We start from the raw sequence: 24,115 nt of genomic DNA, 5'->3' as shown, positions 1-24,115 counted from the left end.
CAAGCCGGAGTTCCTAGCATCGGGTTCCCGGACCGAACGATGGAGAGGGCGAGGCATGGCCGCCAACGGAATGCAGCAGTCTGAGGAGTCGGCGACCCGGAACGGCGTCCAGGCGCTGGAGATGGCCTTCAGCGGCATCACCAAGTGCCGCCAGGACGTGGAGAACACCAAGAACAACCTGATGTCCCACTACAAGGGCAGCGACGGCAAGGCGTTCATGGACCTCGTCACCGCCTGGGAGGAGAAGGCCGACGTCATCCTGGTCAACGTCCAGGACATGATCGAGACGCTGAACCAGACCCTCGTCGAGCACGGCAAGCAGCAGGGCTCCGCGGTCGACTCGATCAACCAGGAGTACGCGCAGTCCGACGCCGTCTTCGACGCGCTGCGCGGCTGATCCCCGCGCGACGGCCCGTACTCCCCCAGACCCCAGCACGCACGCGAGACGAGGACACGACATGACGGACTTCTCCGACGGCTACATCTACGTCGACTACTCGCACATGAGCAACGCCGCGGACGACATGATCAGCCAGACCAAGGCGATCGACAGCATCCTCACCAACCTGGACGCCGAGCTCAACGAGCTCAAGAACTCCTGGATCGGTGACGACAAGGACGTGTACAGCCAGAAGCAGCAGGTCTGGAACAGCGCGGTCCAGGCGATGGAGGAGCTGCTCACCAAGCACTCCATGCTGCTGACCAGCGTCTCGGAGAACTACCAGTACAGCGAGCGGTCCCTGACCCAGATGTGGGACTCGGTGAAGATCGGCCGCTGACCCGGCCCGCGGGCCGCGGCCCGGCGGCCCGCCGTGCACCATCCCGACCCTCAGGAGACGCGCCATGGCGAAGGAAGACCCGAACAAGGACCCGAACAAGGACACCGGCAAGCTCAGCATGGACAAGGCGGGCCTGCAGGCCTTCCAGCGCGACCGGGTCGAGCCGTTCGAGGAGGAGCTGCGCAAGATCGCCCTGGACGATCCGACGTTCGGCCCCTCCATGGGCAAGCTCATCGGTGACGCGGACTACTCCGGCGAACGCGACTTCGCCACCTACGGCGCCTCCCGTCCGCTGATGCTCGGGCCGATGCTCAAGGAGGAGTTCCTGCACGGCAAGGGCCTCGCCCTCAACCAGGCGATCGGCAAGTCGGCCGAACGGCTCACCAAGATCTACGGCGAACAGGGCGGACTCTTCAAGGACCTCCGCGAGAACCTGGAATCCAGCATCGAGACGCTCTTCAGCGCCCAGTCGGGCAATCTGGTCGGCATCGACGGCCAGGACTTCCTGGACGTCTTCGAGGACGTGGAGTCCCGTCTGAACGGTGGACAGAGCGGTGGGGGCGGGGGCAAGGACAAGGACGACGACAAGTGACGGCCGACCGCGCCACGTCGTAACCGCGCGCCGCACCGTCACCGCCCTCGACGTCGTCCCGGCTCGCCGGGTCGCAACCGCCCGTCCCACCCGTCCCAACTCGCCCCGCCCCGTCTTCACGTCCGGAGAGTCCCCTCGTGGCCGAGAACGTCGTCTACCCCGCAGACTCCGTCGATGACTACTGGCACACCGCCGTGCAGGTGCTCACCGGTTACGTCATGCCCAAGCGGGAGCTCCTGTTCGGCTCCCTGGTGGGCAACGACAAGATCCCCCTGATGCGGGTGGAGTTCTCCGACCACGACGGGGAGCCCTCCAACGCGGTGCTCGACGCCGTCAACGACCTGAGCTGGCGCAGCGAGAACTCCGGCTGGCGGGTGGAGAACACCGACTTCGTGGTCCCGTTCTACTCGGGCAAGAGCGGGCCGATCGCAGAGGCCCCGACGGGCACCAAGGTCAAGATGAAGAAGGCCCGGATCACCCTCCTCGGCACCGCGGGCACGGACGACGCGCCCGCCGGCGGCGTGGTGCTCGGGGGCGAGTTCAAGAGCGGGCTCGGCAAGGACTTCCAGGGGCAGAGCAAGGACACGACCTGGAGCAACAAGGCCCTGGCCCAGTACAGCTACGGCGGCGGCAAGGCCCTGGAGCAGTTGCTGAACCACGGCAGCACCCTGCACTTCAGTTGGAACGACCTTCCGGTGAAGGACGCGGACGCGGTGGACCTGGACTCCTTCGCCCGCAACGCCCAGGCGTTCGACCGGGTGGCGCAGTTCTTCGCCGCCCGTACCCGGGAGCTGAAGGACTGGGAGTTCGACCTCGGCAAGCAGGAGGCGGCCTGGAAGGGACAGGCCGCCGGGGTCTTCAAGGACCTCATCCACGCCCTGGTGCGCACCTACGAGTCCTACAGCGAGCAGTTCCCCGTCTCCGGCACCGTCAACTCCACCTACGGCAACGACCTGCGCCGCTTCCAGCGTGACGTCAAGAACGCCGCCGACAAGCTCCACGGCAAGTGGGACACCTGGCAGCTCCTGACCGGCAACCCGCTGCGCTGGCTCCACGACGTGCTGTTGGACGTCACCGACCACATCTGGCACAACAACATCAAGAAGGTCCGCTTCAAGGCGACCTACGGCGCCCGCGGCATGAGCACCGGCGGTTACCACTACGTCAAGTACGACGGCTTCTCCGGTGCGGTCAGCCCCTACGGGATGTTGGAGGAGAAGGAGACCTGGAAGAAGATCGGCGAGGAGGCGATCCGGCGCTGGCAGAAGTCCGTGCAGGACGTCCTGTCCGCCGCCGGCAAGCAGGCCCTGATCGACGTCGAGAACTCCCTCAACGACCAGAAGTTCCCCGAGAAGATCACCACCGAGACGATCAGCCTGAGCAATCAGCTCGCCAAGGACCAGGCCGCCCGGGACCGCGCCGACGCGGCGAAGGCAAAGGCTGACGCTGCGGCGGCTGCCGCCGCGGCGAAGGCGGAGGCCGAGCGCAAGCAGCGCGAGTTGGACGAGAAGATGCGGCTGGCCCAGGAAGAGGCCGAGCGCAAGCAGCGCGAAGCCGAGGAGAGGGCGCGCCGGGCGCAGGAGGAGGCCGAACGCAGGCAGCGGGAGGCCGAGGCCCGTGCCGAGCAGCGGCAGCGGGAGGCCGAGGAGCGCGCCGCCAAGAGGCAGGCGGAGCTGGACGCCAAGCAGGAGGAGAAGGAACGGGAAGCCGAGGCGAAGCAGGCCGAAGCCGAACGCAAGCAGGAGGAGAAGGAGAGGGAGGCCGAAGCCAAGCAGGCGGAGCAGGAGGCCAAGCAGGCCGAGAAGGAAGCCGAACAAGAAGCCAAGCAGGCCGAAGCAGAGCAGCGCGCCGAGCAGAAGCAGGCCGAGCAGGAGGCGAAGCAGGAGGAGAAGGAGAGGGAGGCCGAAGCCAAGCAGGCGGAGCAGGAGGCCAAGCAGGAGAGGTTGCAGCAGGAGGCCCAGGACCGGCAGGTCCTGTTGATGAATCAGACCCGTGCGGAGCAGGACCGGCAGCGCAAGGAGCAGGAGCGCAAGCAGGAGGAGGCTGAAGCCCGGCAGGAGCAGAAGGAGGCCGAGCAGGAAGCCAAGCAAGAGGAGAAGGAGCGCGAGGCCGAGGCCAAGCAGGCCGAAGCCGAACGCAAGCAGGCCGAAAAGGAAGCCGAACAAGAAGCCAAGCAAGAGGAGAAGGAGCGCGAGGCCGAGGCGAAACAGGCCGAAGCCGAACGCAAGCAGGCCGAGAAAGAAGCCGAACAAGAAGCCAAGCAAGAAGAGGCCGAGCAGCGGCGGATCCAGACGGAGTCCGAGTACCAGGCCAAGCAGGAGGAGAAGGAGCGGGAAGCCGAGGCCAAACAGGCGGAGCAGGAGGCCAAGCAGGAGCAGAAGGAGAAGGAGGCCGAAGCCAAACAAGCGGAGGCCGAACAGCGCGCCGAGCAGCGGCAGGCCGAGGCGGAGGCCAAGCGGGAAGAGCAGGAGCGGGAAGCCGAAGCCAAGCAGGCGGAGGCGGAAGCGCGCGCGGAGCGGCAGATGCGGGACCTCGGGCTCGACGGGCCGGACCTCGGTTCCGGCTCCCCCGGCTCGCAGGACGCTCCGGTCCCCGACGGTCTGCGCCAGCCCGACGGCTCCCGGATCGGCGGGGAGTCCGGCACCACCACGCTCAACCCGGACGGCACGGTCACCCTGGACTACCCCGACGGGTCGTCCCGCACCATCGACCCGACCGGCGGCGAAGTGGTCACCACCCTGCCTGACGGCTCCACCGTCACCGACAACCTGCGCCCGGGCGACTCGATCACCAACGCCGACGGCAGCGTCACCCGGCTCGGCGAGGACGGCAGCCTCACCACCACCCTGCCCGACGGTTCACGCAGCGTCCTCGACCCCGACCGGGGGACGCTCACCACCAGCCAGCCCGACGGCACCACGATCAGCTCCCCCATCGATCCGGGCGAGACCCTCCCCACCGGACTCGACGAGGGGACGTCCGGCGGCACGGGCACCTCCGGCGGCGGTTCCCTGTACTCGCCCGACTACTCCGGCGGCGGTTACGAGGAGGAGCTGTACGACCAGTCCGTCGACTCCCCCGGCGGTGGTTCGGACCGCGGCCTGGGCGCCGGCAACGGCGCCGGGGCGGGGATGCCGATGCTCCCCATGGGCACCCGCATCAACGGCTCGACCAGCGGTGGCGCCGAGGGCGAGCGCGTGCGCGGCACGGTCGACGACGGCCAGGCCGTCACCACCCGCCGCTCCGCGAGCGGCCGGGGCCAGGACGACGTCTCGGTCGCCAACCGGGGCTCCCTCGCCACGGCGTCCGGGGGCATGCCGTACATGCCGCCGATGGGCGGTGGCGGCCAGCAGACCGAGAGCCAGGACCGCGAGCGGGCGTCCTGGGTGGAGGAGGACGAGGACGTGTGGGGTACGGACGAGGGCGGCGCCCCCGCGGTCATCGGACGCTGACCGCATCGAAGACCAGTACCAGGGGAGACCAGGGATGAACGAACCGATCCAGGAGCGGCTGGCCAAGGCCGTGGCCCAGTTGGAGCAGACGCGACAGGCCGTCGCCGTCGCCGAGCAGCGGCTGCGCGCCTCCAGCGTCACCGTGCGGTCCCGGGACCGCAGCGTGGAGGTCACCGTCAACTCCCAAGGTCACCTGGCCGATCTGCGCTTCCTCGACGGCAAGTACCGCACCATGGGCCCGGCCCAGCTCGCCGCAGCGGTCATCGAAGCCGCCCGGCAGGGGCAGGCGGAGATGGCCCGTACGGTGCTGGACGTCTTCCAGCCGCTCTCCGAGACGGTCGGCGACCGGCCGCACGTCGAGGGGTCCGGCGTCGACTGGGGCGACGTCTTCGGCCCGCTGCTGGAGACCGTCGAGCGGGGTGGCGCGGCCCGCGGCGCGGCGAGCGACCGACTGCGCGACGAGATCACCGAGGACGGCGAGGAGACCGGGCCCGCGGCCCGTCCCGAGGACCGGAAGAAGGGGCAGCGATGAGCTACGGATACGGTTCGCACTTCGAGGGGGACCCCGCCAAGCTGTCGGCGTTCATCGCCGAAACCCGCTCGCTGGCACGGCGGTTCAAGCAGGTCGCGAACGAGTTCCCGGGCGAGGTGGCGTCGACCTCGATGTGGCCCGGCATCGACGACGAGTACGCGCAGGAGATGCGTCCGCAGGCGGACCGCGAGTTCGAGTACGTCCTGGACGGTCTGAACAGCGTCGCCGACGGCTTCGACGCCTCCACCGAGGGCCACTTCCTGGCGCTGCGGAAGATCAAGTCCACCCAGTCCGAGAACCTGGACGGCATCGGTGAGCTCAAGGGACAGCTCGGCTCGGTGGGCGAGGGCGGCGGCTCGGGCGGCGGAAAGCACTGACCGTTGATCCCCGACAGCATCGAGTTCCCGGAAGAGGCCCGCTGGATCCTCTTCGTCCTGCTCGGCGAGTTGCCGTTGCAGGCGTCGTCGGACATGGCGTTCTCCAGTGCCACCCCGTACGACGACAAGGCGGGGCAGGTCCTCACGCTGCGCGGTGAGCTCATCGACCTGTTGGGCAAGGTCGACGGGGCGCTACCCCCGCAGGTGGCGGCGAGCTTCAAGGAGGCGCTGGCCCCCCTGACGGGCATGGGCGGCTCGGACGTCCTCGGCGATCTGGCGCAAGAGATCCGCAAGGTCTCCGGCAACCGGGTCAAGCAGTCCCAGAAGATCATGGAGTCCAAGTACGAGATCATCGCCGAGGCCCTGATCCTGCTGGCCGAACTGGCGATCATCGCGGCGCTCTCGGTCTTCACCGGCGGTCTGTCGTTCACCCAGACCGCCACCGCCAAGGCGCGGACCACGGTGGCCGTCCTCACCATCATGCAGCGCCTGCTCAACCAGACCCATCTGCTGTCCGCGTTGAGCGAGGCGGTGCAGGAGGCGCTGACCGCCCTCGCGGTGCGGCTGGCGATGATCGCCCTCAACGACGGCAAGCGCCGCCCCGACGGCATCGACGGCCGCGACATCCTCAAGGCGTTCGTGGTGGGCGGCTTCGCCGGGTTCTTCGGCGACGTCATCTCCAAGTACATCGGTGACATCTTCAAGAACCAGTTCAAGAACTTCGGCGACAACAAATGGGCCGTCTTCGGCGGGAACGTCTTCCGCAACGCGGCGAGCGAGGGCCCGAGCGAAGGCTTCGCCGAGTTCCTCGTCAACGGGATCTTCGACGGGCGTTGGAAGTTCGACCTCCTGTCGATGGCGGGCGGCAGCGTCAGCGCCGTCACCGAGATGATCCTCAGCGGCGCCCTGGACCACATCACCAAGGACCTCAACAAGAAGTTCTTCGACGGCCGGAACGTGTTCGCCACGTACAACCCGCCGCCCGGCCCGAACACCGTCCTCGGTGGCGGGGGCGGCAACGTCGTCGTCGACCCCCCGAGGACTTCGCCACCCGGACCGAACGCCGTCACCACCACGTCGTCCGACGGTCCCGCGTCGCCCCTCGCCCCGAACCGCTCCTTGCCGCCGCCCCCGCCGCCGTACGTGAACGTGCACACCGAGGGGCCGCCGGTGGTCGACCCGACGCTGGTCTCCAACCCCCCGACGCCGCTCAACGTCCCGCCGTACGACCTGCCGACCGGCGGGGTCGACCCGCTGCCCGGCAGCACGTCCCCGCACGTCGCCACCGGCGGGAACGGCGTCCGTGACACGCCGCTCGTCATCAACTCCCCCGGCCCGCTCCCCCCGCCGCTCCTCGACACCTCCTCCCCCTCACCGTCACCGGCCACCCCCGTCCCCGGCACCACCACGACGCCCGTCACGGCCCCGGTCTCCCCTTCCGGGGTCGACCGCACCGCCAACCCGCCGTCCTCCTTCACACCTTCGCCGCCGTCGCCGTCGCCGTCGTCGTCGCGGACGCCGGAGGACTCCTCTCAGGAGAGCCCCGCGCAGGACGACGTCACGCCTGCGGTCACCGCGCCCCCCGGCGTCCCGTCGCAGACCCCCGATCCGATCCGGTCCGAGCAGTGGCGGCCCCGCATGGACGCAGCGCCGGTCACCGTCGTACGTACCGAAGTGCCGGTCGCGCCGGAAGACGACGGGACGGACGCGACGGACAGGACAGGCGGAACGGAAGGGGCCGACGCGCCGGTACGGAGCGGCGAGTCCAACACCGTCGACACCGAAGTGCGACGCGTCCAGGCCGACGACGGCCGTTGGGTGCGCTCCCTCACCCTGGACGTCCCCGTCCGCCCGGGCCCCGGGCTCGACGGAGTCGACCTCGACGACCTACGGGAGCGGGTGCGCGTCCTGCTCGACACCGAGGTCAACCAGGGGCTGCTGCTGCCGAACTCCGGCGACCAACTCCACGTCGACCTCTCCGTGGTGATCGATCCGGGCGCCGCCGAAGCCGTCGAGTTCTCCGCGACGGCGCAGCCCGCGCCCTCCGACGGGCAGCACATCCGGCTGTACGGCGACGACCCCGCGCTCGCACCCGCCGATCGCGATCGCCGTCGGGCCGACAACGCCGTCACCGTCCTGCGCCAACTGCTGACCAGGGCGGGCCTCACCCCCACCGCCGACCCGGCGACCGGTCCGCTGGTCACTCCGGAGGCGCTGCGGACCGCGGAGTCCGTCACCGACGTCGTGCGCACCGACACCACGCTGACCGATGATGCGCAGACCGACGTCACCCGGGCCGACGCCGCCACCGTGCCTGCCGTCGTCCGTCCGTCCTTGGAGTCCGAGGGCCCCGGTCTCGGTCCGGTTCAGCCGCTCTCGACCGACTCCGAGCCGCCCGTCCGTCCGGTGACGACGGGCCTGGACGTTCCGCGTCCGCTCGTCACCGCCCTGGGGCTGCCGTCCGAGGCCGATTCCAACAGCGAAGAGACGTCATCGGACGACGACAGCGACGTCGAGTCCGATGACGAGCACCCCTCCGTCGCCGCGACCGCCCCGCGTACCGCCCAGCCCCGGTCGCAGCGGCAGCCGCAGGGCCTGATCCACCGGCACCCTCCCGACTACATGCTGGAGGTCGCATCCGGCGTCGGCCGGCTGCTGTACGGCCTCGGGTATCCGGTGGTGCTGGCCGGCGACGCGCGCAGCCGGGTGCAGTTCGCCAACCCCCGCCCGCTGCTGCACGTGGACTTCGAACTGCTCGGGACCGCGCTGCCCACGGCCGAGGAGATCCAAGCGCAACTGGCGCCGCTGTCCGGACCGGCGGTCATCACCGTGCCCGACCAGGACCGCGCAGGGACCGCCGTCCTGATGGTGAACGACGTCGAGATCCGGATCGCCGTCGGCACTCCGGCCGCCAGCTACACCACGGCCCCCGGCTTCAGCCTGTCCTCACCCGAGGACTCCCTCGCCGACGTCGCTCTCGCCCTGGCCACCGCCGCGGACCGGGCAGCGCGTGAAGAAGCCCTCTTCAACCTGTTGTGGGCGCTCAGCCGCACCCCCGCCGACGGCCCCCGCGCCGCAGCCCTCCTCCGCCTCAGGGAGGACGCCTACCGCGCCGCCGCGCCCCCCGGGGCCGCCCCCGTCCTCTCCGTCCAGCTCAGCGAAGTGCTCGACGCCGCCCTGAACCCCGACACCCTGCACCAGCACGAGGGACTCTGGGCCGACAGGGAAGCGTCCGAGGACGACGAACAGCGGCTGACGCACGAGTTGGTCGCGCTCGCCGACGAACTGCGCGTTCTGCCCGAGGTCGTCGCCGATCCGGTCCGCGGGCTCGCCGCCCGACTGCCCGGCATGTCCCACGACGAGATCACCCGCACGCTCGCCGGGCTCACGCCGGACCGGCGCGAACGGCTGGCCGGCGATCCCGCCCTGGTGAACGCGCTACGGGACGCGCTCGCCCCCGCCGACTTCGCCTCGGTCGCGGCCGACCTGATCATCCAGGTGCCGGCGGGAGTCCACCAGCCCGTCTCCGCCCGCGAGAGCGCGCGCAAGCAGGTCAGTCGACTGCTGCAGGATCCCGAGGTGACGGCCCGGCTGGTGAAGCTCGGCTCGCGCACCGTGGTGGTGCCCCGGGACCAGGCCGTCACCTCCCTGGAGGCCTTCCACGACCTGAAGGGCCAGGTCAGCACCGACGGTCGGTGCTTCCACACGATGCGCGGCCTCGCCACCCTCCACGCGGCCATCAGCGAGGAGAACCTCCTCGGCGAGCTCACCTCGATCGGCACCGTGCAGAGCCTGCCTGACGGCTACTCGGCCACGCTCCACGAGGTGTCCCACATCGTCCACCGGGTCGGCCTGGACTACACCGACCTCGGACGGATCAACCGGGTGTTCGACGCCACGAAGAAGGCGGGCGAGAAGGGCGCCTGGCCCGACGGCGTGCTGTACGCGTACGACAAGGCGACGGGCAAGCGGCTGGGGCCCAACTACAGCAGCTTGAACCAGTTCGAGTTCTTCGCCCAGCTCACCAACGTCTACTTCCGGGCCAACACGGGCGACGACCCCGTCACCAGGGCGCCCCGCAACAACGGCGGTCCGGAGTGGGTGAAGGCGAAGCACCCCACGCTGTACCCGCTGCTGAAGCGGTTGTACGGCCCCGGTCCCGAACGGTCCTTGAAGCTCAACCCGGTCGACGCCACCCAGGCCCTGAACGAAGGGCTGGCCCAGGCCCGTGCCCTGTTGGGCGACGGCAGCGTCAGCGACCCGGACCGCACCCCGGACCTCGACGCCGACCGCCCGCCGCCCGAAGACGATCGCCACACCCGTACCCCGGCCGCGCGCCCCGGGCTGTACCCTCCGCTCGCGGTGCCGACGCAGTCGGCGGACCCGTTCGTCGAGCCCCACCCCGACCCCGTGCTGGAGGTCGGACAGCACGTCGCCCGGGCGCTGCACGACCTCGGCCGTCCGGCGGTGCTGGCCGGTGCCGCGCGCGCCGTGGTGCAGTTCGACAACCCCCGCCCGCTGGACGCCGTGGACTTCCGGCTCGACTCGGCCGACCTGCCCTCGGTCGACGACATCCGTCGGGCGCTGGAGCGGGAACTGCCCGACGCACGGATCCACGCCCTGCCCGGCCCGGACGGCGGCGGGACCCTCAATGTCTCGGTGGACGGCGTCACGGTCCGGATCGCCGCCGGCAGCCCGCCCGCCCGCACCGTCACGGCCGACGGGTTCACCCTGCCCGCACCGGCCGAGTCCGTCGTCGACTCCGCCCTCGCGCTGGCCACCGGGTCCGACCGGGACCTGCGCGGGCGGGACCTCCTGGACCTGTTGTGGGCGCTCGGCCACACCCCCGCCGACGGCCCCCGCGCCGCAGCGCTCATCCGGGCCGGCGAGGACGCCTACCGCGCCACCGCGCTCCCCGGCGCCGCCCCCGCCTTCTCCGTACAGCTCAGCGAAGTGCTCGACGCGGCCCTGGACCCCGACGCGCTGGCCGATCACGAGCAGGTCTGGACGGAGCTCGGGGTCGACGAGGCCGATCTGCCGCGGCTGCGCGCCGAACTGGTCGCGCTCGCCACCGAACTGCGCACCAGGCCGGACGTCATGGCCGACCCGGTGCGCACGCTCGCCGCCCGGCTGCCGGGGATGTCCACGGCCGAGATCACCCACGCCGTCGACGACCTGACGCCGGACCTGCGCGAGCGGCTGGCCGGCGGGCCCGCCCTGGTGAACGCGCTGCGGGACGTGCTCACGCCCGCCGACTTCGCCTCGGTCGCGGCCCATCTGATGGTCCAGGTGCCGCCCGGCTCCCAACAGCCGGTCTCCGCCCGCGAGACCGCGCGGACCGAGGTCGCCCGGCTGCTGCACGACCCCGAGGTGACGGCCCGGCTGGTCAAGGGCGGATCACGGGTCGTGGTGGTGCCCCGGGACGAGTCCATGACGTCGCTGGACGCCTTCAAGCACCTGAAGGGCCAGCGGACGGACGACGGCCGGCTCTGGGACGACGTGCGGGGCGCGGGTCTGCACAGCGCCGCGGTCACCGAGGAGAACCTGCTGGGAGAGGACACCTCGGTCGGCGACGAGGAACCCTACGACGACGGCTACTCCACCACGCTCCACGAGGTCGCGCACACCGTTCACCAGCACGGCCTGGACGCCGCCGACCGTCAGCTGATCCTCGACGCCTTCAACGCCACGGACCAGTTGGGCGAGGACGGAGCCTGGCCCGACGGCGCGCTGTACTCGTACGACGAGGAGGGCGAACGCAGCAGGCCCAACTACAGCAGTCTCAACGAGTTCGAGTTCTTCGCCCAGCTCACCAACGTGTACCTGTGGGCCAACGGCGGCACCGACCTGTACACCGGCCTGCCGCGCAACAACGGCGGCCCGCAGTGGGTGAAGGAGAACCAGCCGGAGCTCTATCCCCTGTTGCACCGGCTGTACGGCCCCGGTTCGGGGCGCCCCTCCCAGGTCAACCCGGTCCACGCCACCCGAACCGAGAAGGAGTCGCTGGCCCACGCCCGCACCCTGTGGGGCGAGCCCGACGAAAGCCACTCCCCGCAGGAGCACCCGGGCACTGCGACGCCCTCCCCCACCGACGGCAAGCACAAGAAGAAGTACGACGGGGTGCGCGCCCTGTGGCACGCCGCCACCGGCAGCCACCGCCCGCAGCCCCATCCGGACGTTCCGGCGCCGGCCGCGGGCGGCAAGAAGAGGTACGAGAAGGCGCGCGCCCTGTGGCGCACCGCCACCGGCAGCCGCCCCCAGGCCGCTCCGCCGTCCCCCGCCCGGCGCGGCACCTCCGGTGCCCCGGCGCCGACCGAACTCCCCGAACTGTCCGCCTACGCCCGCACCTACGGCGCCCGGCACGACGGCCACGTCGGGCTCGTCCTCTTCGAGCCGACGCCGCAGACCGTCCTCGACGGCCTGTACCGGCAGATCGCCGACGCCCTCGGCGTGCGCGACGGGACGCCGGACGCCGAGGAGGTGCGCGCCCAACTCGCCGACCAGTTGTCCGCCGAGGCCGTCGAGAGGCACCGTCCCGAGCTGCGCGGCAGCCTGGGCCACCGGATCACGGTGCGGCACGGGGGTCGGACGCGCACGGTCGACGTCCGGCTCGCCCATCGCGACGTCCGCCACTCACCGCGCTATTACGGCTCCGGGGACCAGATCCCGCCGGACACCCAGGTGGAGCGGCGTGGGGAAGGCGCCCAGGGGTTCACCGCGGTCGAGAGCTCCGGTACCTACCGGACGATTTCGCTGCCCTGGTCGATGACCCGGTCGATCGCCGCCGGTCCGGTGCGCTCGGGCGACGTCACCGTCACCCCCAGCCTCACCCACAACCAGCTCACGCAGAGCATCATCGTCGGCGAGACCTTCCACGTCACCACGAAGCACAACGCGAAGGAACCGGCGCGCCCGCTCGACCTCGACGGGCTGTGGCAGGTGCGGGTGGACGCACCGAACGACGGCTCCGGCCGCTGGCAGCGCCCCCGCTCGCACGGGACGCTCACCGGCTGGTTCCCCGAGCACCGCGCCGTCGGCGACGACAGCGACCCGGCCGGCCTGCCCGCGCCGGGCCCGCTGGACGACCTGCCGCTGTGGGGCGCGGAGAGCGTGGGCGAGCCGCGCCGCCTGCACGTCGAAGCGCTCGCCCATCGGGACCTCCCCTCGCTGCGCACGCTCGGCCCCGGCTCCCTCCAAGCCCTGGAGGACTTCCTCTCGGAACGGAACCTGCGCGGCAGCGCACTCCAGCAGACCGAGGGCAACGTCTACTCCCCGGTCCTCGGCGACGCCGGCGAGAACACGGTCGGCGTCCTCCAACTCATCGCGCACGTCGACCCGCAACGGCCCCTGCTGCGCAGCCCCGACAACAAGCTCGCCCTGGAGAACTACCTGGCCCGCGGCACCAGCGTGGAGCAGTCGGCCCACGTCACCAGCGGGCTCGGGCTGGACGTCGTGGGCGGCCCCACCTTCACCGATGACGACTCCAACGAGCGCACCGCCGGCACCGGCGTCGGCATCGGCCCGCAGTTCCGCGGCGGCGGCGCCTGGAAGGTCGACGAGAGCCTCATCGGCACCGCGACCTCGACCCAGCAGCACGGCGGCTTCACCACCGGCGGCCAACTGCTCACCCCGGCGACCGTCACCTACGAACTCGTTCTGCACCTGGCGGACGGCGGACGGGAACGCGCCACCTTCGGCCCCTGGCCGAACGGGCTGCATCTGCTGGTGCCTCCCCGCGGCGCCCTGACGGGGCACCGCCCGCAGGGCTCCGAGGTGCGGACCCTGATCGACCGCCTGGAGCACCTGGCGAGCATCGGCTACGCGGACCTGCCGTTCCGCGTCGACAGCCCCGGCCTCGACGCCATGCTGGACGACGCCGAGAGGTGGCTGCGCACCGAGGGCTTCCTGCCGCCCGTGCAGCGGCCCAGCGGCGTCCGCCAGTCGGCCTCGCGGAACGAGCGGCTGCGCCGCGCCCAGTTGGCCAATCTGCGCAGGCTCGGGGATCTGCGCACCCGACTCGGCCGCGCCATGGCGATGCAGAACGCGGTCGACGGCGGGCACCCCCTCTTCTTCGAGCAGCCGGCCGCCGTCGGGCCCACCCGCCGGGTGCAACTGCGGCTCTCCACGCGACGGGACACCCGTCGCCCCACCGAGCACACCCGCCGACTGCCGGACGCCCACCCGCTCGGCTTCAGCGGCTTCGAGGCCGGCGGCAAGCGGCAGCGCGGCACCGCGCTGACCGGCTCCCTCGGCTTCGGCTTCAACGTCAGCATCCCCGTCGTCGACGGGAAGGGCACGGTGACCTTCGGTCCCGAGTGGACCGGCAGCGTGCAGGACTCCAACGCGGTCTCCGTCGGCGACGTCACGGGCGAGGAGCACCTCCTGCTGGAGACGCAGGAGGGCGGCGACGCCTTCGACGTGCCCGCCCTCTTCGAGCTCGACCTGTACGAGGGCTCCGGCGACACCCCCCTGATCCGGTTCGCCGACGGCCTCGCCGACGACGTCACCGGCACGGCCGCCGTGGTCGACGACAGGGCCGACTCGCCTCCGCCCGCACTCGACGGGGACGGCGAAGCGATCGCCATGGTGCCGCTCGGGCCGCCCGCCCCGCGCGGCGTTCCCGGCACCGTCTCGCTCTTCGTACGGCACTTCCTCACCCGGCCCGCCACCGAAGCGCCCGCGGCCAGCGCCGGGCACGTCGTGCGCCGACCGGTCACCGACGGTTCGGACAACGACGACTTCAGGCGGCTCGGCATCGTCGACGCGACCGGGCGCCCGCTGCCCGACGTGGTCCCGCTGGCCGACGGCATGGTGGTGGACAGCGTGCGCGCCACCGCCGCCATCATGGACGCCCTCACCCAGGTCTTCGCCAGGACCCATCCCGGTCACGTCCCGCCCGGGCGTCTGACCCGCGCCGTACGGTCCGCCGGCACCGCCCTGTCCAGCACGGGCGAAACGCTCGGCCAGGGCGCACGCCGCACCCGTGACCTGGCCCGTCAGGCCGTCCCCGCCGGAGTGCTGGGCCCCGTGAACCGGGCCACCGCCCTTGCCACCGGAGTGCTGGGTCCCCCGCTGTCCCGGGTGACCGAGACCTCCCACCACTGGGGCTCCGCCGCCTACAAGCGGCTCTCGGTCGCCGCGCTCGGCGCCGACCGCAAGGACGCCGGCACCCTCGCCACCGAGACCCAGCACATCGGCATCCGGCCCGGCCAACTGACCACCCGGGCCCATCAGATCTTCGCCGGACACTACGTCCTGGACGCGCTCACGCTGCCCGGGATGGCGGCCGACGACGTCCTCCAGGTGAGGATCGAGGGCTATCTGCACCACCCCCGGCACCTGGGCAACCCCGTCTTCTACAGCGAGCAGTCCGAGCTGTCCACGGTCCTGGCCGTCGACCAGCACGGCGTGGCGAAGGTCCACCAGTTCACGGGTGCCTTCACCGGCCTGCGGAACGCGCCGGCCAAACCGGCGAAGCCGGTGGCCCAGTTCAACCCGACCCTGCGCCATGCCTACAGCCACCGCAACGACGCAATCGACGCGCACACCGCGAGCACCAAGGTCTCCCGGGTCCACATCCACACCGGCGTCCACCACCTGATCGCCACCGACATCACCCTGCTGCTCACCGTCCGCCGCGGCGTGCGCAACGTCTTCGGGAACACCGTGGGCCTCGGCGCGTCGGCGCCGGTCGTGGTCGCCGTCGACGTCCCCAGCGGGATGGCCGTCCTCGCGCCGGAGCCGGTCCTCCTGCGGTACCCCCGGTTCTACGCCTTCCCCCAGGTGACGCTCCCGGCGCTGCCCGCGCCGACCCTCCCACCGCCGGACGTCTTCGCCCGCACCCGCACGCTCGCCTTCGGCAGCGTGCTGTCGCTCACCCAACTCGACGACCTGCGGCACCGCAGGGAGCAGCGCGACCGGCTGGGCACCGAGCTGTCGCAGCTGGTGGAGCACGAGGCGTACGGCATCACCGGCCCCGGGCACTCCTCGTACCGGGACGGCGTCGCCGCCGAGATCGCCCGCTTGACCGAGCCCTCGGCGCTGCGGACGCTGCCCGGCCGTGGAAGTGCCGGTTCGGCTGCCCAGTTCGTGCACTTCGGGTACGGCGGTGCCCGCCTGGTCGAGATCGTGCTGGTCGCGGAGCCCGTGCAGCAGACGCCGGGGTTGCGGAAGCTGCGCGGCCGGCCCGTCGTGCCCGGCGGGCTGGAACAGGTCCAGAGCCACGCCCCGCAAAACCGGTCCGCCACCCACACCGTCACCCGTACCCACCAGACCACGGTGGCCCCCGTCGCCCGCTACCCACGGCCCTCGGCCAACGGGCAGACCGACCGCGAGGGCGCCGTCGTCACCCTCACCCGCCAACGGGTGGGCACCGTGCGCAACGACCTCACCGGTGAAGACAGGTTGTGGACCCGCACCGACACCGTCGGCGACTTCGACGTGGACTACGTGATCACCGCCACGGTGCGGTCCCAGCTGATCGTCGAGTGGCCCGCCAACGTGCCGGGCGGGGTGTTCCAGGCCGGGCTGTTGTCCTTGCCCGGCCTGGAAGGCGGGGTGGCCGAAAGGGTCACCACCTGGATGCGGCGGCTGCTGGCGGGCCGCCCCGGCACCAGCGTCTCCGTGCCCGCAGCCGCCGTGGTCCGGTTCGCCGGGGCGCAGTCGGTGCCGCCGACCCCGGGGCGCGCCCCGCTGCCGCCCGCACTGCACACCGCGGATCCCCTGGTGCCCCGCCCGACCGCCGGCCCCGTCCCGCCGGCGCCGGCGTTCGACTCGCCCCGGCTGGCGCCCACGGGTCCCACCCCGGTCTTCCACTTCGACGGCTCCGACGAACTAGTACGGGCGCTGCTCGCGGTCGCGCCGCAAACCGCCGCCTCCTGGGGCCTGTCCGCCGTGGCCTCCGCCGAGGCCAACGCCGCCCGGATCGGGGAACTGGTGCAGACCGGGCAGCTGAGCATCGACGCGCCCCGCACCGCCGCCGGTCTCACCCCGCACGTTCCGGGCCGGGCGCCACTGACCTCCCCCGCGCAACCGCCCACCCTCTCCGTGGCGTTGTACGATCCGCGCCCCGTCACCGGCAGCGCCGACATCGCGATGGACCGGGTCCGCCGCGAGGGCGCGGGCAGCACGACCACCGGGTCCGCGGCCGAATCCGCCGCTCTGACCTACCAGAGCACCCACGCCCTGGACTCCGGCAACCGGTACTTCCTCGCGTTCGTGGTGCCGCTCGTCGCCCAGCAGGCGCACGCCTCCGGCTACGGCGGCAGCGCCACCGGCAACCGGCTGAACCGGCATCGCACCGCCCGCTCCACGGCCCCCGTCGACCGGATCGGCACGCGCACCCACGCGACTTCGGTGGACGCCGTCTTCACCGTCCACGGGCCGAAGGGGACCCGCTGGGTCACCGGCACCGCCGACATCCACCTGTGGGAGTACGACCTGATCGGCTTCGGCGTGCTGCCCGCCCGCCCGGTCGACCGGGCCTACGACGTGCCCGCGCTGCTCGCCGGGCAGGCCGCGGACGACCTGCGCGACTGGGCCCGACACCCGCTCACCGACCTGCCGGCCGCGCTGGCCGCCGGGCTCGACCCCGAGGACCCGTCCGCCCGGCTGTGGCTCAGCCTCGGCGACGACGCCGACGGCGGGCGGCTGGCGCACGCCGTGTACGCCGCCTCCCGCACCGCCGTGCTCGCGGGCCGCCCGGTGGAGTTCGCGGTCCGTACGGCCGACGGTCCCCGGCTCTGGCCGTTCGCGGCGGACGGCACACCCACCGACGCCACTGCGGGCACCCGCGCCGCCTGGCGTGCCTGGCAGGAGGCCGCCACGGCCTATGACGACGCGGTGGACGCCCAGGAGCAGTCCGCGGCCCTGGTGCAGGAGTACGCCGCGCAGTCGGTGGCCGCCACGGACGCGCTGCGCGACGCGGAGGCCGAACTCGCCGCCGCCCGCACCGCGCACGAGGGTGCGCAGGGGGCCCATCGCGACGCGGTCCTGGCCGCCGACACCGCGCTGCGGACCACCGCCCGGGCCGTACGCGAGGCGGAAGCAGCGCACGCCCGGGCTGAGGCCGCCGTGCGCACCGCGGAGGCGATGCCGACTCAGGAGCGGATCGACCAGGCCAGGGCGGCCTGGCAGCAGGCAGAAGCCGAGGCGCGCAGCGCCGGGGTTGAGGGCCCCGGCCCGACCGCCGAACTGCGCGCACGCGTCGGCGTCACCCACCGCGCCTGGCAGGATTTGGCCGCCCGGGGCCGGGGCCGCGATGCCGCCGTGTCCGCCGCGCACACCGCCCGTACCGAGGCCGTACGCGCCCTGGACGTGGCCCGCGCCGAGCAGGAGCGCCTGCGGCGCGAGGGCGAAGCCGCGGTGGCCGAGGCCGTCCGCGTGCAGGAGGCCGCCGCGCAGACCGTCGCCGAACGCACCCGCTCCCGCGACACCCACCGCGTCCGGCTGGACGACGTGGACCTGACCCTGCGTGACCTGCGCGCCGACCAGCCCGCCCGGGCCGCGCAGCAGACCGACGCCCTGCGCGCCCTGGCCCGGGCAACCGGTGCCCTGGACGGGCTGCGCCGCGCGGAAGGCACCGGCGCCTCGGGGTCGTTACTCGGCTCGCTGTCCGCCGCACCTGCGGCCGTGCCGGGCGCCCGCAGCGCTCCCGCCCGCTCGTCCCGCCCCGGCCCGGCGCCGCTCGCCGGCGTCACCATCGATCCGGAGCCGCGGCGGGCCGCGTCGCGCCCCCGTCCCCACGGCCGCGCCGCACTGCTGCGCATCGCCCAACGGGTCACCGCCCGGGACACCGCGGGGGACTTGTCCCTGGAGCACTGCCTGCGGCTCCTCGACGCGCTGGGCGCCGATCTGTACCCGGTCGGGGCACGCCCGGGGATCACCCTGGACGACGGCTCCGACGGCAGCATCGCCCCGGGCCCGGGCTGGCGCCGCGTGCCGTCCTGGCGGTCGTTGGCCGAAGCGGTCACCGCCGCCGGGCCCGGTGCCGTCGCGTTCGTCGTCACCCGCGGTCCGGACGGGGCGACGGGGCGCACCTGGGCCGCGTACCACCTCGGCGCTGAGGGCGTGGGGTGGCTCGACCTGTCACAGCCCGCGGGCCGGATGCTGTCCTCGCAGCCGCCTTCGGCCGCCGTCGCCGAGGCGCGGGCGGTGGTGGTCGACCCGTCGGGCCAGGTGCTCGAAGGCCCGTCGTCGCCGACCCTTCCGCCCTCCCCAAGCCAGAGCACCGCGTCCAGCACCGTGGACGCGGTCACCGAGGCCCACCGCGCCGGCGGGCCCGCCCCGGTGATCGTCACCGCCGACGGCTCGGAGGTCCCGTTCGAGACCTTCGCCCTGCTCCGGCACCAGGACGCGCAGGGCGGTCTGATCGGCCTCTCGTCCAGGCCGCAGACGGACCGGCAGGAGGCCCACGGCCAGACGTACGGGCTGCTGCCGGGCACCGACAGCTTCACCCGGGTGCGCCCCGGCCCGATTCCGGTCGAAAGCGCCCCGGAGCCGCTGCCGTTCAGCGAGCCCTTCCTGGTGGGGCTGCGCGGCGACGCCTCCGGCTTCGCGCCCGCCGTCGACCGCGAGGCACCCGTGCTCCTCGGCCCGAACGGCCTCGTCGACCTGGTGCGTGCCGCCGCGCCCGAGCTCGCCGACCTCCCGTCCGAGCGCCCGGTGTTCTTCCCCTCCACCGACCTCGCCGGGCCCGCCCCGTACGACCCGCTGCTCCAACCGCTGCCCGGCCAGGCGGTCGCCAACGGCCTGGGCCGTTGGGCGTGGGCGACGGCGGGCGGCTACGAGCCGGTGCTCGTCGGTCCCGACGCGGACGCGCCGACCCGCTTCCAGCTCGCCGAGGGCGACGACTGGGCCGGCTTCCGGCCCGAGCCGACCGCGTCCGCACTGGCCCGGCTCGCGGCCGAGGTGACGGGCGACCCCGCCCGTGCCCCGCAGGTGCTGGGCCATCTGCGGGCGGTGCGGCTGATCTACGGACCGCACGTGGAGGACGACCGCAGCGTCCTGTTCACGCTGCTGCGCGGCTTCCAGGCCCTGGAGCAAGGCCGGGCGGACCGGGGCGTCACCGGTCCGCTGACGTGGCGGGAGCTACGGCAGTCGATCGCCGCCGAGTTCACCGGCGACGGGCAGACCGAGCCGGCGCCGCCGATCGGGCTGCCGGTGCTGCTGGCCGCGGCGGCCGGGCGGGCCGGGGTCGAGCTGCCGGAGCTGTCCGGGCTGTCGCCGGCCCCCCGTCACCACGCCCCGAGCGCGTGGCTGTCGACACCGCCCGACGCACCGGACCACAACGAGAACCAGGGTCAGGACCAGGAGGACCAGGGCACCGGGCCGTCCGACCCGGCCGTGGACCTCTTCGCTCCGCCCGCACCCGCCCCGACGGCGGCGCCCCCGGCGATACCGCTCGCCCTGGCGGCCCGACCGCCCGCCGGCAACTTCACCGGCGCCAAGGACCCGTTGCTCGCGCCCGGGACGGTGATCAGGAACGCCGCGGGCGAGGCTCGGGGCCGCAACCTCACCGGCAAGCCCGTCAAGGACCCGGACCTCACCTCGATCCGCACCATACGGATCCACCCGGGCGAGCCGTCCCACGTCTCCACCCGCCCCGCGCCCTGGCCCGAGAACGCCTACGTCGTCGCCGCGCCCGGCGGCGCCGGACAGGCGTGGCTGCCCGACGGCCGGGTCCTCGGCCCCGACGCCCTCGCCGATCTGCTGGCCGCCGACCCCGAACTGGCGGGGCTCCCGGCCGACGTGCCCGTGCTGCTGGTGCTGCCCTACGGCGCCGACGGCGACCAGAGGTTGTTGCGGACCGTCGCGCATCGGCTGGGCCGGGTGGTGTGGGGCACCAGCGGCGACACCAGGATGGTGCCCGACGGCGACCGGTACGTGCCGGCGCTGGCCGACCGCGTCCCGGGCGCGACCGTCGGCTCCTGGCTGCCCGCCGACCCCGCGCTGCCGGCACCGTCCGAAGAGGACCGGGAGTTCACCTCCGTCGACGGCGTTCGGCTGCGGGAGAGCGAGATCGACGCCAGGCCGTTCTCCGACGACCAGGACCGGCAGCTCGGCCGCACCTCCGTGGGCCGCACCCCGCAGGCCCGCCGCAACGAGGAACGCTTCCGCCGCTTCCGCCACCTGCGCAAGCTGGTCCATCTGACGCCCGCCGCGGGCCGCGTTCAAGACGGCAGCGAGGAGCCGATCAGCCCGCCGCCTTCGGCCGTCTTCGTCTACGCGGGCCACGGCGAGCCCGGCCGCCTGCACGTGGCGCTGAAGGACGGCCGCACCTACTGGCTCGGCAAGTTGGAGGCGGTCCGCTATCTCAGCGGACTGCACGAGGTGCGCAACCTGCCCCGCGGTGGCCGCATCCACCTGGAGGTCTGCTGGAGCGCCACGGACGGCGACCCGGACCAGTCCTATCCGTTCCTGCACGCGGAGGCGCCGCACCTGGACGACCCGCTGGACGACGTGCCGCTGGGGCAGCTCCTGGCCAACGTCACCCGCCGGGAGGTGGACGCCGCCACCCGTCCGACTGGCCTCAACGACGAAGTACGCCTCCTGCTGGCCTCGGCCAGCGGCGTCCCCGGACGTCGCGTGCTGTTCCTCCCCGAGCCGATCTTCCTCGAACTCGACGAACTGGCCCGCTCCGGCGGTCTGCACACCGGCCCGGAACCGGTGTCGGAGGAGACCCGGCGCACCACCCTGCGCCTGGTGCGGGCGCTGCGCCGGGAGTACGGCGGCGGCACGAAGGACCCCGTCCAGGACACCGCGCTGTGGCAGGGCATCACCGCGCTGGAGCGGCTGCGCGCCAACGACGAGAGGCTCAAGGCGACCACCCCGTTCCGTCTGGACCTGTGGGACTTCTACGCCGAGCAGCACTCCGGGAGCCCCACCGACCGGGCGGGGCGGACGGCGCTGCTCGACCACGCCCGCGCCGTCCTCGCCGCCGACCCGAACGCCGAGCTCAGCACCGCGGTCCCCTCCCGCGTCATCGACGCCACCTTCGAGATGCTGGCCGAACAGGGTGACGCCATGCTGCGTTACGTCCAGACGGTGCGGCCCGGCGCGACGCCCACCCCGCAGCAGTGGGCGTCGACCCTGTGGGCCAGCGCGCGCGCCGCCGAACGGCTGTTCGTCACCCCGCCCAAGGAGGAGCGGGAGGCGCTGGGCCGGCGGATCCTGCGGCTTGCGCCCGACGTCCCGTGGGACCGCGACCGGCGCCAGGAGGTCTGGGCGCTGACCGCCCGCGCCGCTGCGCAGGGTCTGGACATCGCCGACCCGGAGGTGCTGACCGCCTATCGTCTGCTGGACGGCGGCGCGTTCGGCCGTGCGGCCCAGTGGGCGACCGGGCCGCAGTCCCCCGCCGGCGGCGTCAACTGGAGCGGCACCCCCGTCCCGTACGGCGTCGCCTGGCAGGCGCCGCGGCAGATCGTGCCGGGATCGACCGGTACCTCCGTCCAGCCGTCGTCGGCCCCTTGGTCCGGCCCCGGGCTGCCCTACCCCCGCGTCTACCTGGTCCACGTCGACCAGAGCGGGCGGATCGGCCTGCAACTGCCGGACGGGACGCAGGCGTTGCTCACCGAGGGCGAGTTCATGGCCCTGCTGGGCATGGACCCGATGCTGCGCGATCTGCCGCTGCGCGTGCCCGCGGTGTTCTTCACCACCGGTCCGGGCGCGCTGCCCGCCGGGTTCGCGCAGCGGTTCGCCGAGCGCACCGGTCGCCCGGCGCACGCCGCCGCCGGGCCGATGATGCTGGCCGGTGCTGAGGACGCGCCGCGCACGGTCCTGTTGCTGCTGGACCCGACGACGAAGGGCCCGGGCAACTGGACCACCGGCGAACGCAGCCGGCCGGACGCGACGCAACGCGAAGTCGCCCTGTTCGCGTTCGACGCCCCTGCGTCCGACGACGAGACGTCCGTCACCCTGACGTCCGACGGCCCGGACGAGCCGGCCGGCCCGACCGCCCCGGGGACGGTGCAGCGCACTGACGACGGCGGCGCCGCCTTGGACGGCGTTCCGTACGCCCTGCTCCCCGTGCCCCAAGGCCCCGGCCGCGCCAACGAGGCCGTCGTGCTCGCCGCCGTCGGCGACCACCCGACGCTGGCCGAACTGCTGCCGACGGCGGAGCCCGAACGGAGCGCCGCCTTCCGGGCCTGGCTCGCGGGCGCCCTCGACGGAGGTCAACTCACCGATGCCGAGGTCCCGTCGCTGGACCCGTCGGCGACGCTGTCGCTGTCGCAGTTGGAGGACGCGGGCCACGTCCTCACCGACGTCCAGCGCACCCAAGGCACCCTGCTCGGCAACCTGCTCCCGGCCGGCGACGTCACCGTCAGCTCCGCCGTACGGCTGCGGCTGCTGCTGGCCGACCCCGCCCTCGGCGGCCCCGGCGCCGAGTTGCCGCTGCTCCTGCTGCTGACCGCCACAGCGCGCGCCCTCGACGTGACCGTGGCGGTGGCGGAGGCCGGAGCCGACGGCGCCGTCGTCTTCGTCAACGTGCCCGAGGAGGGCAGGACCGGGGATTCCGCGCCGCCGTTCGTGCTCCTGCTCCGCGACGGTGACCGCTGGTTCGTCGGGCCGCCCGAACTCGAGCGCCCGGAGCGGATACTGGACCAACGACCCCGCCCCCTGCCGAGGAATCCATGAAAGACACCCCGACGGCCGCCGGCGCCGGGTCCGTGCCCGGCGACGACGCGGCGCCCCCGGTCGACCAGCGGCAGCCGGTGGCCGGGCCCGTTCCGCGTGGTCACCCGGCCTTCCGCGAACCGCCGGAGGAGTACGTTTCCGCCGGCCGGCTCGCCCCCGGCCACTGGCTTTCGCTGGTCGACCGGCACTGGGACGGCGACGACGGCGAGTCACCGCCGCAGTGGGCCGTGCCGGGCCGTTGGCGCAGCGACGCCCGTGGCGAGATCGTCGAGTGGGAGGAGAACCCCGGCTACCGGCCCTCCCCCGACGCCTACGGCTGGGCCCCGCCGGTCGACCCGGCGGACGCCGCGGTCCGTCTGGTGGCCACCGGCTACGCAACCGAGGACCTGCTCGCCCTGGCGCTCGCCGATGGCGAGGTCGCGGTCTGCGTGGACGCCGCGGGCGCCCTGGCCGTGACCGAGGCGCCCGACGGCACGCCCGCCGTGCCGGTGTTCTCCCCCGCGCCCGGGCCGGACGCGGACCGGCTGCCGCCGCACCGCGTGATGCCGGTGCCGGTCCTCCTCGACCGACTACCCGAGGACCGGGGGGTGTTGTTCCTCAGCGCTTCCGCCCCGGTGGCCCGGTTGCTCACCGCCGACGAACTGCGCACCGCACTGGCCGAACTGCTCGACGCCGAGGACGAGGTCGAGCGGGACTCCTGACCCGGCGGCGGTCCCCCGGGGCGCCGGCGTGCGCCGCCGCCCCGGGGT

Annotated in this window: 8 protein-coding genes; all 8 read left to right on the top strand. The window is 73.2% G+C overall.

The genetic code is table 11. The annotated features are described in order from the left end of the window. Positions 1-55 precede the first annotated feature (55 nt). Positions 56-397, top strand: a complete 342-nt coding sequence (locus tag ABZ842_RS23075; RefSeq protein WP_361539625.1) for a hypothetical protein — start codon at positions 56-58, stop codon at positions 395-397. Between the two features lie 61 nt (positions 398-458). Next, positions 459-779: a WXG100 family type VII secretion target gene (locus ABZ842_RS23070; protein WP_361539622.1), complete on the top strand. Its 321-nt coding sequence runs from the start codon at positions 459-461 to the stop codon at positions 777-779. A 64-nt stretch (positions 780-843) separates the two neighbouring features. Beyond that, positions 844-1,371, top strand: coding sequence for a type VII secretion system-associated protein (locus ABZ842_RS23065; RefSeq protein WP_361539619.1), 528 nt, complete (start codon positions 844-846; stop codon positions 1,369-1,371). Between the two features lie 137 nt (positions 1,372-1,508). Beyond that, positions 1,509-4,823 carry an AAWKG family protein gene (locus tag ABZ842_RS23060; RefSeq protein ID WP_361539616.1) on the top strand — a complete coding sequence of 1,105 codons (3,315 nt, stop codon included), beginning with the start codon at positions 1,509-1,511 and terminating at the stop codon, positions 4,821-4,823. A gap of 34 nt (positions 4,824-4,857) precedes the next feature. After that, positions 4,858-5,355 carry a YbaB/EbfC family nucleoid-associated protein gene (locus tag ABZ842_RS23055; protein ID WP_361539613.1) on the top strand — a complete coding sequence of 166 codons (498 nt, stop codon included), beginning with the start codon at positions 4,858-4,860 and terminating at the stop codon, positions 5,353-5,355. Next, complete coding sequence (locus ABZ842_RS23050; protein WP_361539611.1) at positions 5,352-5,732, top strand: hypothetical protein; 381 nt, start codon at positions 5,352-5,354, stop codon at positions 5,730-5,732. Before ABZ842_RS23055 ends, ABZ842_RS23050 begins: the two co-directional genes overlap by 4 nt. 3 nt (positions 5,733-5,735) lie before the next feature. Next, on the top strand, positions 5,736-23,366 hold the full coding sequence (locus tag ABZ842_RS23045) for a lonely Cys domain-containing protein (protein WP_361539608.1): 17,631 nt from the start codon (positions 5,736-5,738) through the stop codon (positions 23,364-23,366). Continuing rightward, complete coding sequence (locus ABZ842_RS23040; RefSeq protein WP_361539605.1) at positions 23,363-24,067, top strand: type VII secretion system-associated protein; 705 nt, start codon at positions 23,363-23,365, stop codon at positions 24,065-24,067. Before ABZ842_RS23045 ends, ABZ842_RS23040 begins: the two co-directional genes overlap by 4 nt. Positions 24,068-24,115 lie beyond the last annotated feature (48 nt).

The sequence above is a fragment of the Streptomyces sp. NPDC047315 genome, assembly GCF_040643215.1.
Taxonomy (GTDB): Bacteria; Actinomycetota; Actinomycetes; order Streptomycetales; family Streptomycetaceae; genus Streptomyces.
This window is presented reverse-complemented; position numbering and strand designations above follow the sequence as displayed.

Bases quoted from the DNA above. Each gene is read 5' to 3' on its own strand.
- ABZ842_RS23075 (WP_361539625.1), top strand. From the start codon at position 56: ATGGCCGCCAACGGAATGCAGCAGTCTGAGGAGTCGGCGACCCGGAAC.
- ABZ842_RS23055 (WP_361539613.1), top strand. From the start codon at position 4,858: ATGAACGAACCGATCCAGGAGCGGCTGGCCAAGGCCGTGGCCCAGTTG.
- ABZ842_RS23050 (WP_361539611.1), top strand. From the start codon at position 5,352: ATGAGCTACGGATACGGTTCGCACTTCGAGGGGGACCCCGCCAAGCTG.
- ABZ842_RS23070 (WP_361539622.1), top strand. From the start codon at position 459: ATGACGGACTTCTCCGACGGCTACATCTACGTCGACTACTCGCACATG.
- ABZ842_RS23065 (WP_361539619.1), top strand. From the start codon at position 844: ATGGCGAAGGAAGACCCGAACAAGGACCCGAACAAGGACACCGGCAAG.
- ABZ842_RS23040 (WP_361539605.1), top strand. From the start codon at position 23,363: ATGAAAGACACCCCGACGGCCGCCGGCGCCGGGTCCGTGCCCGGCGAC.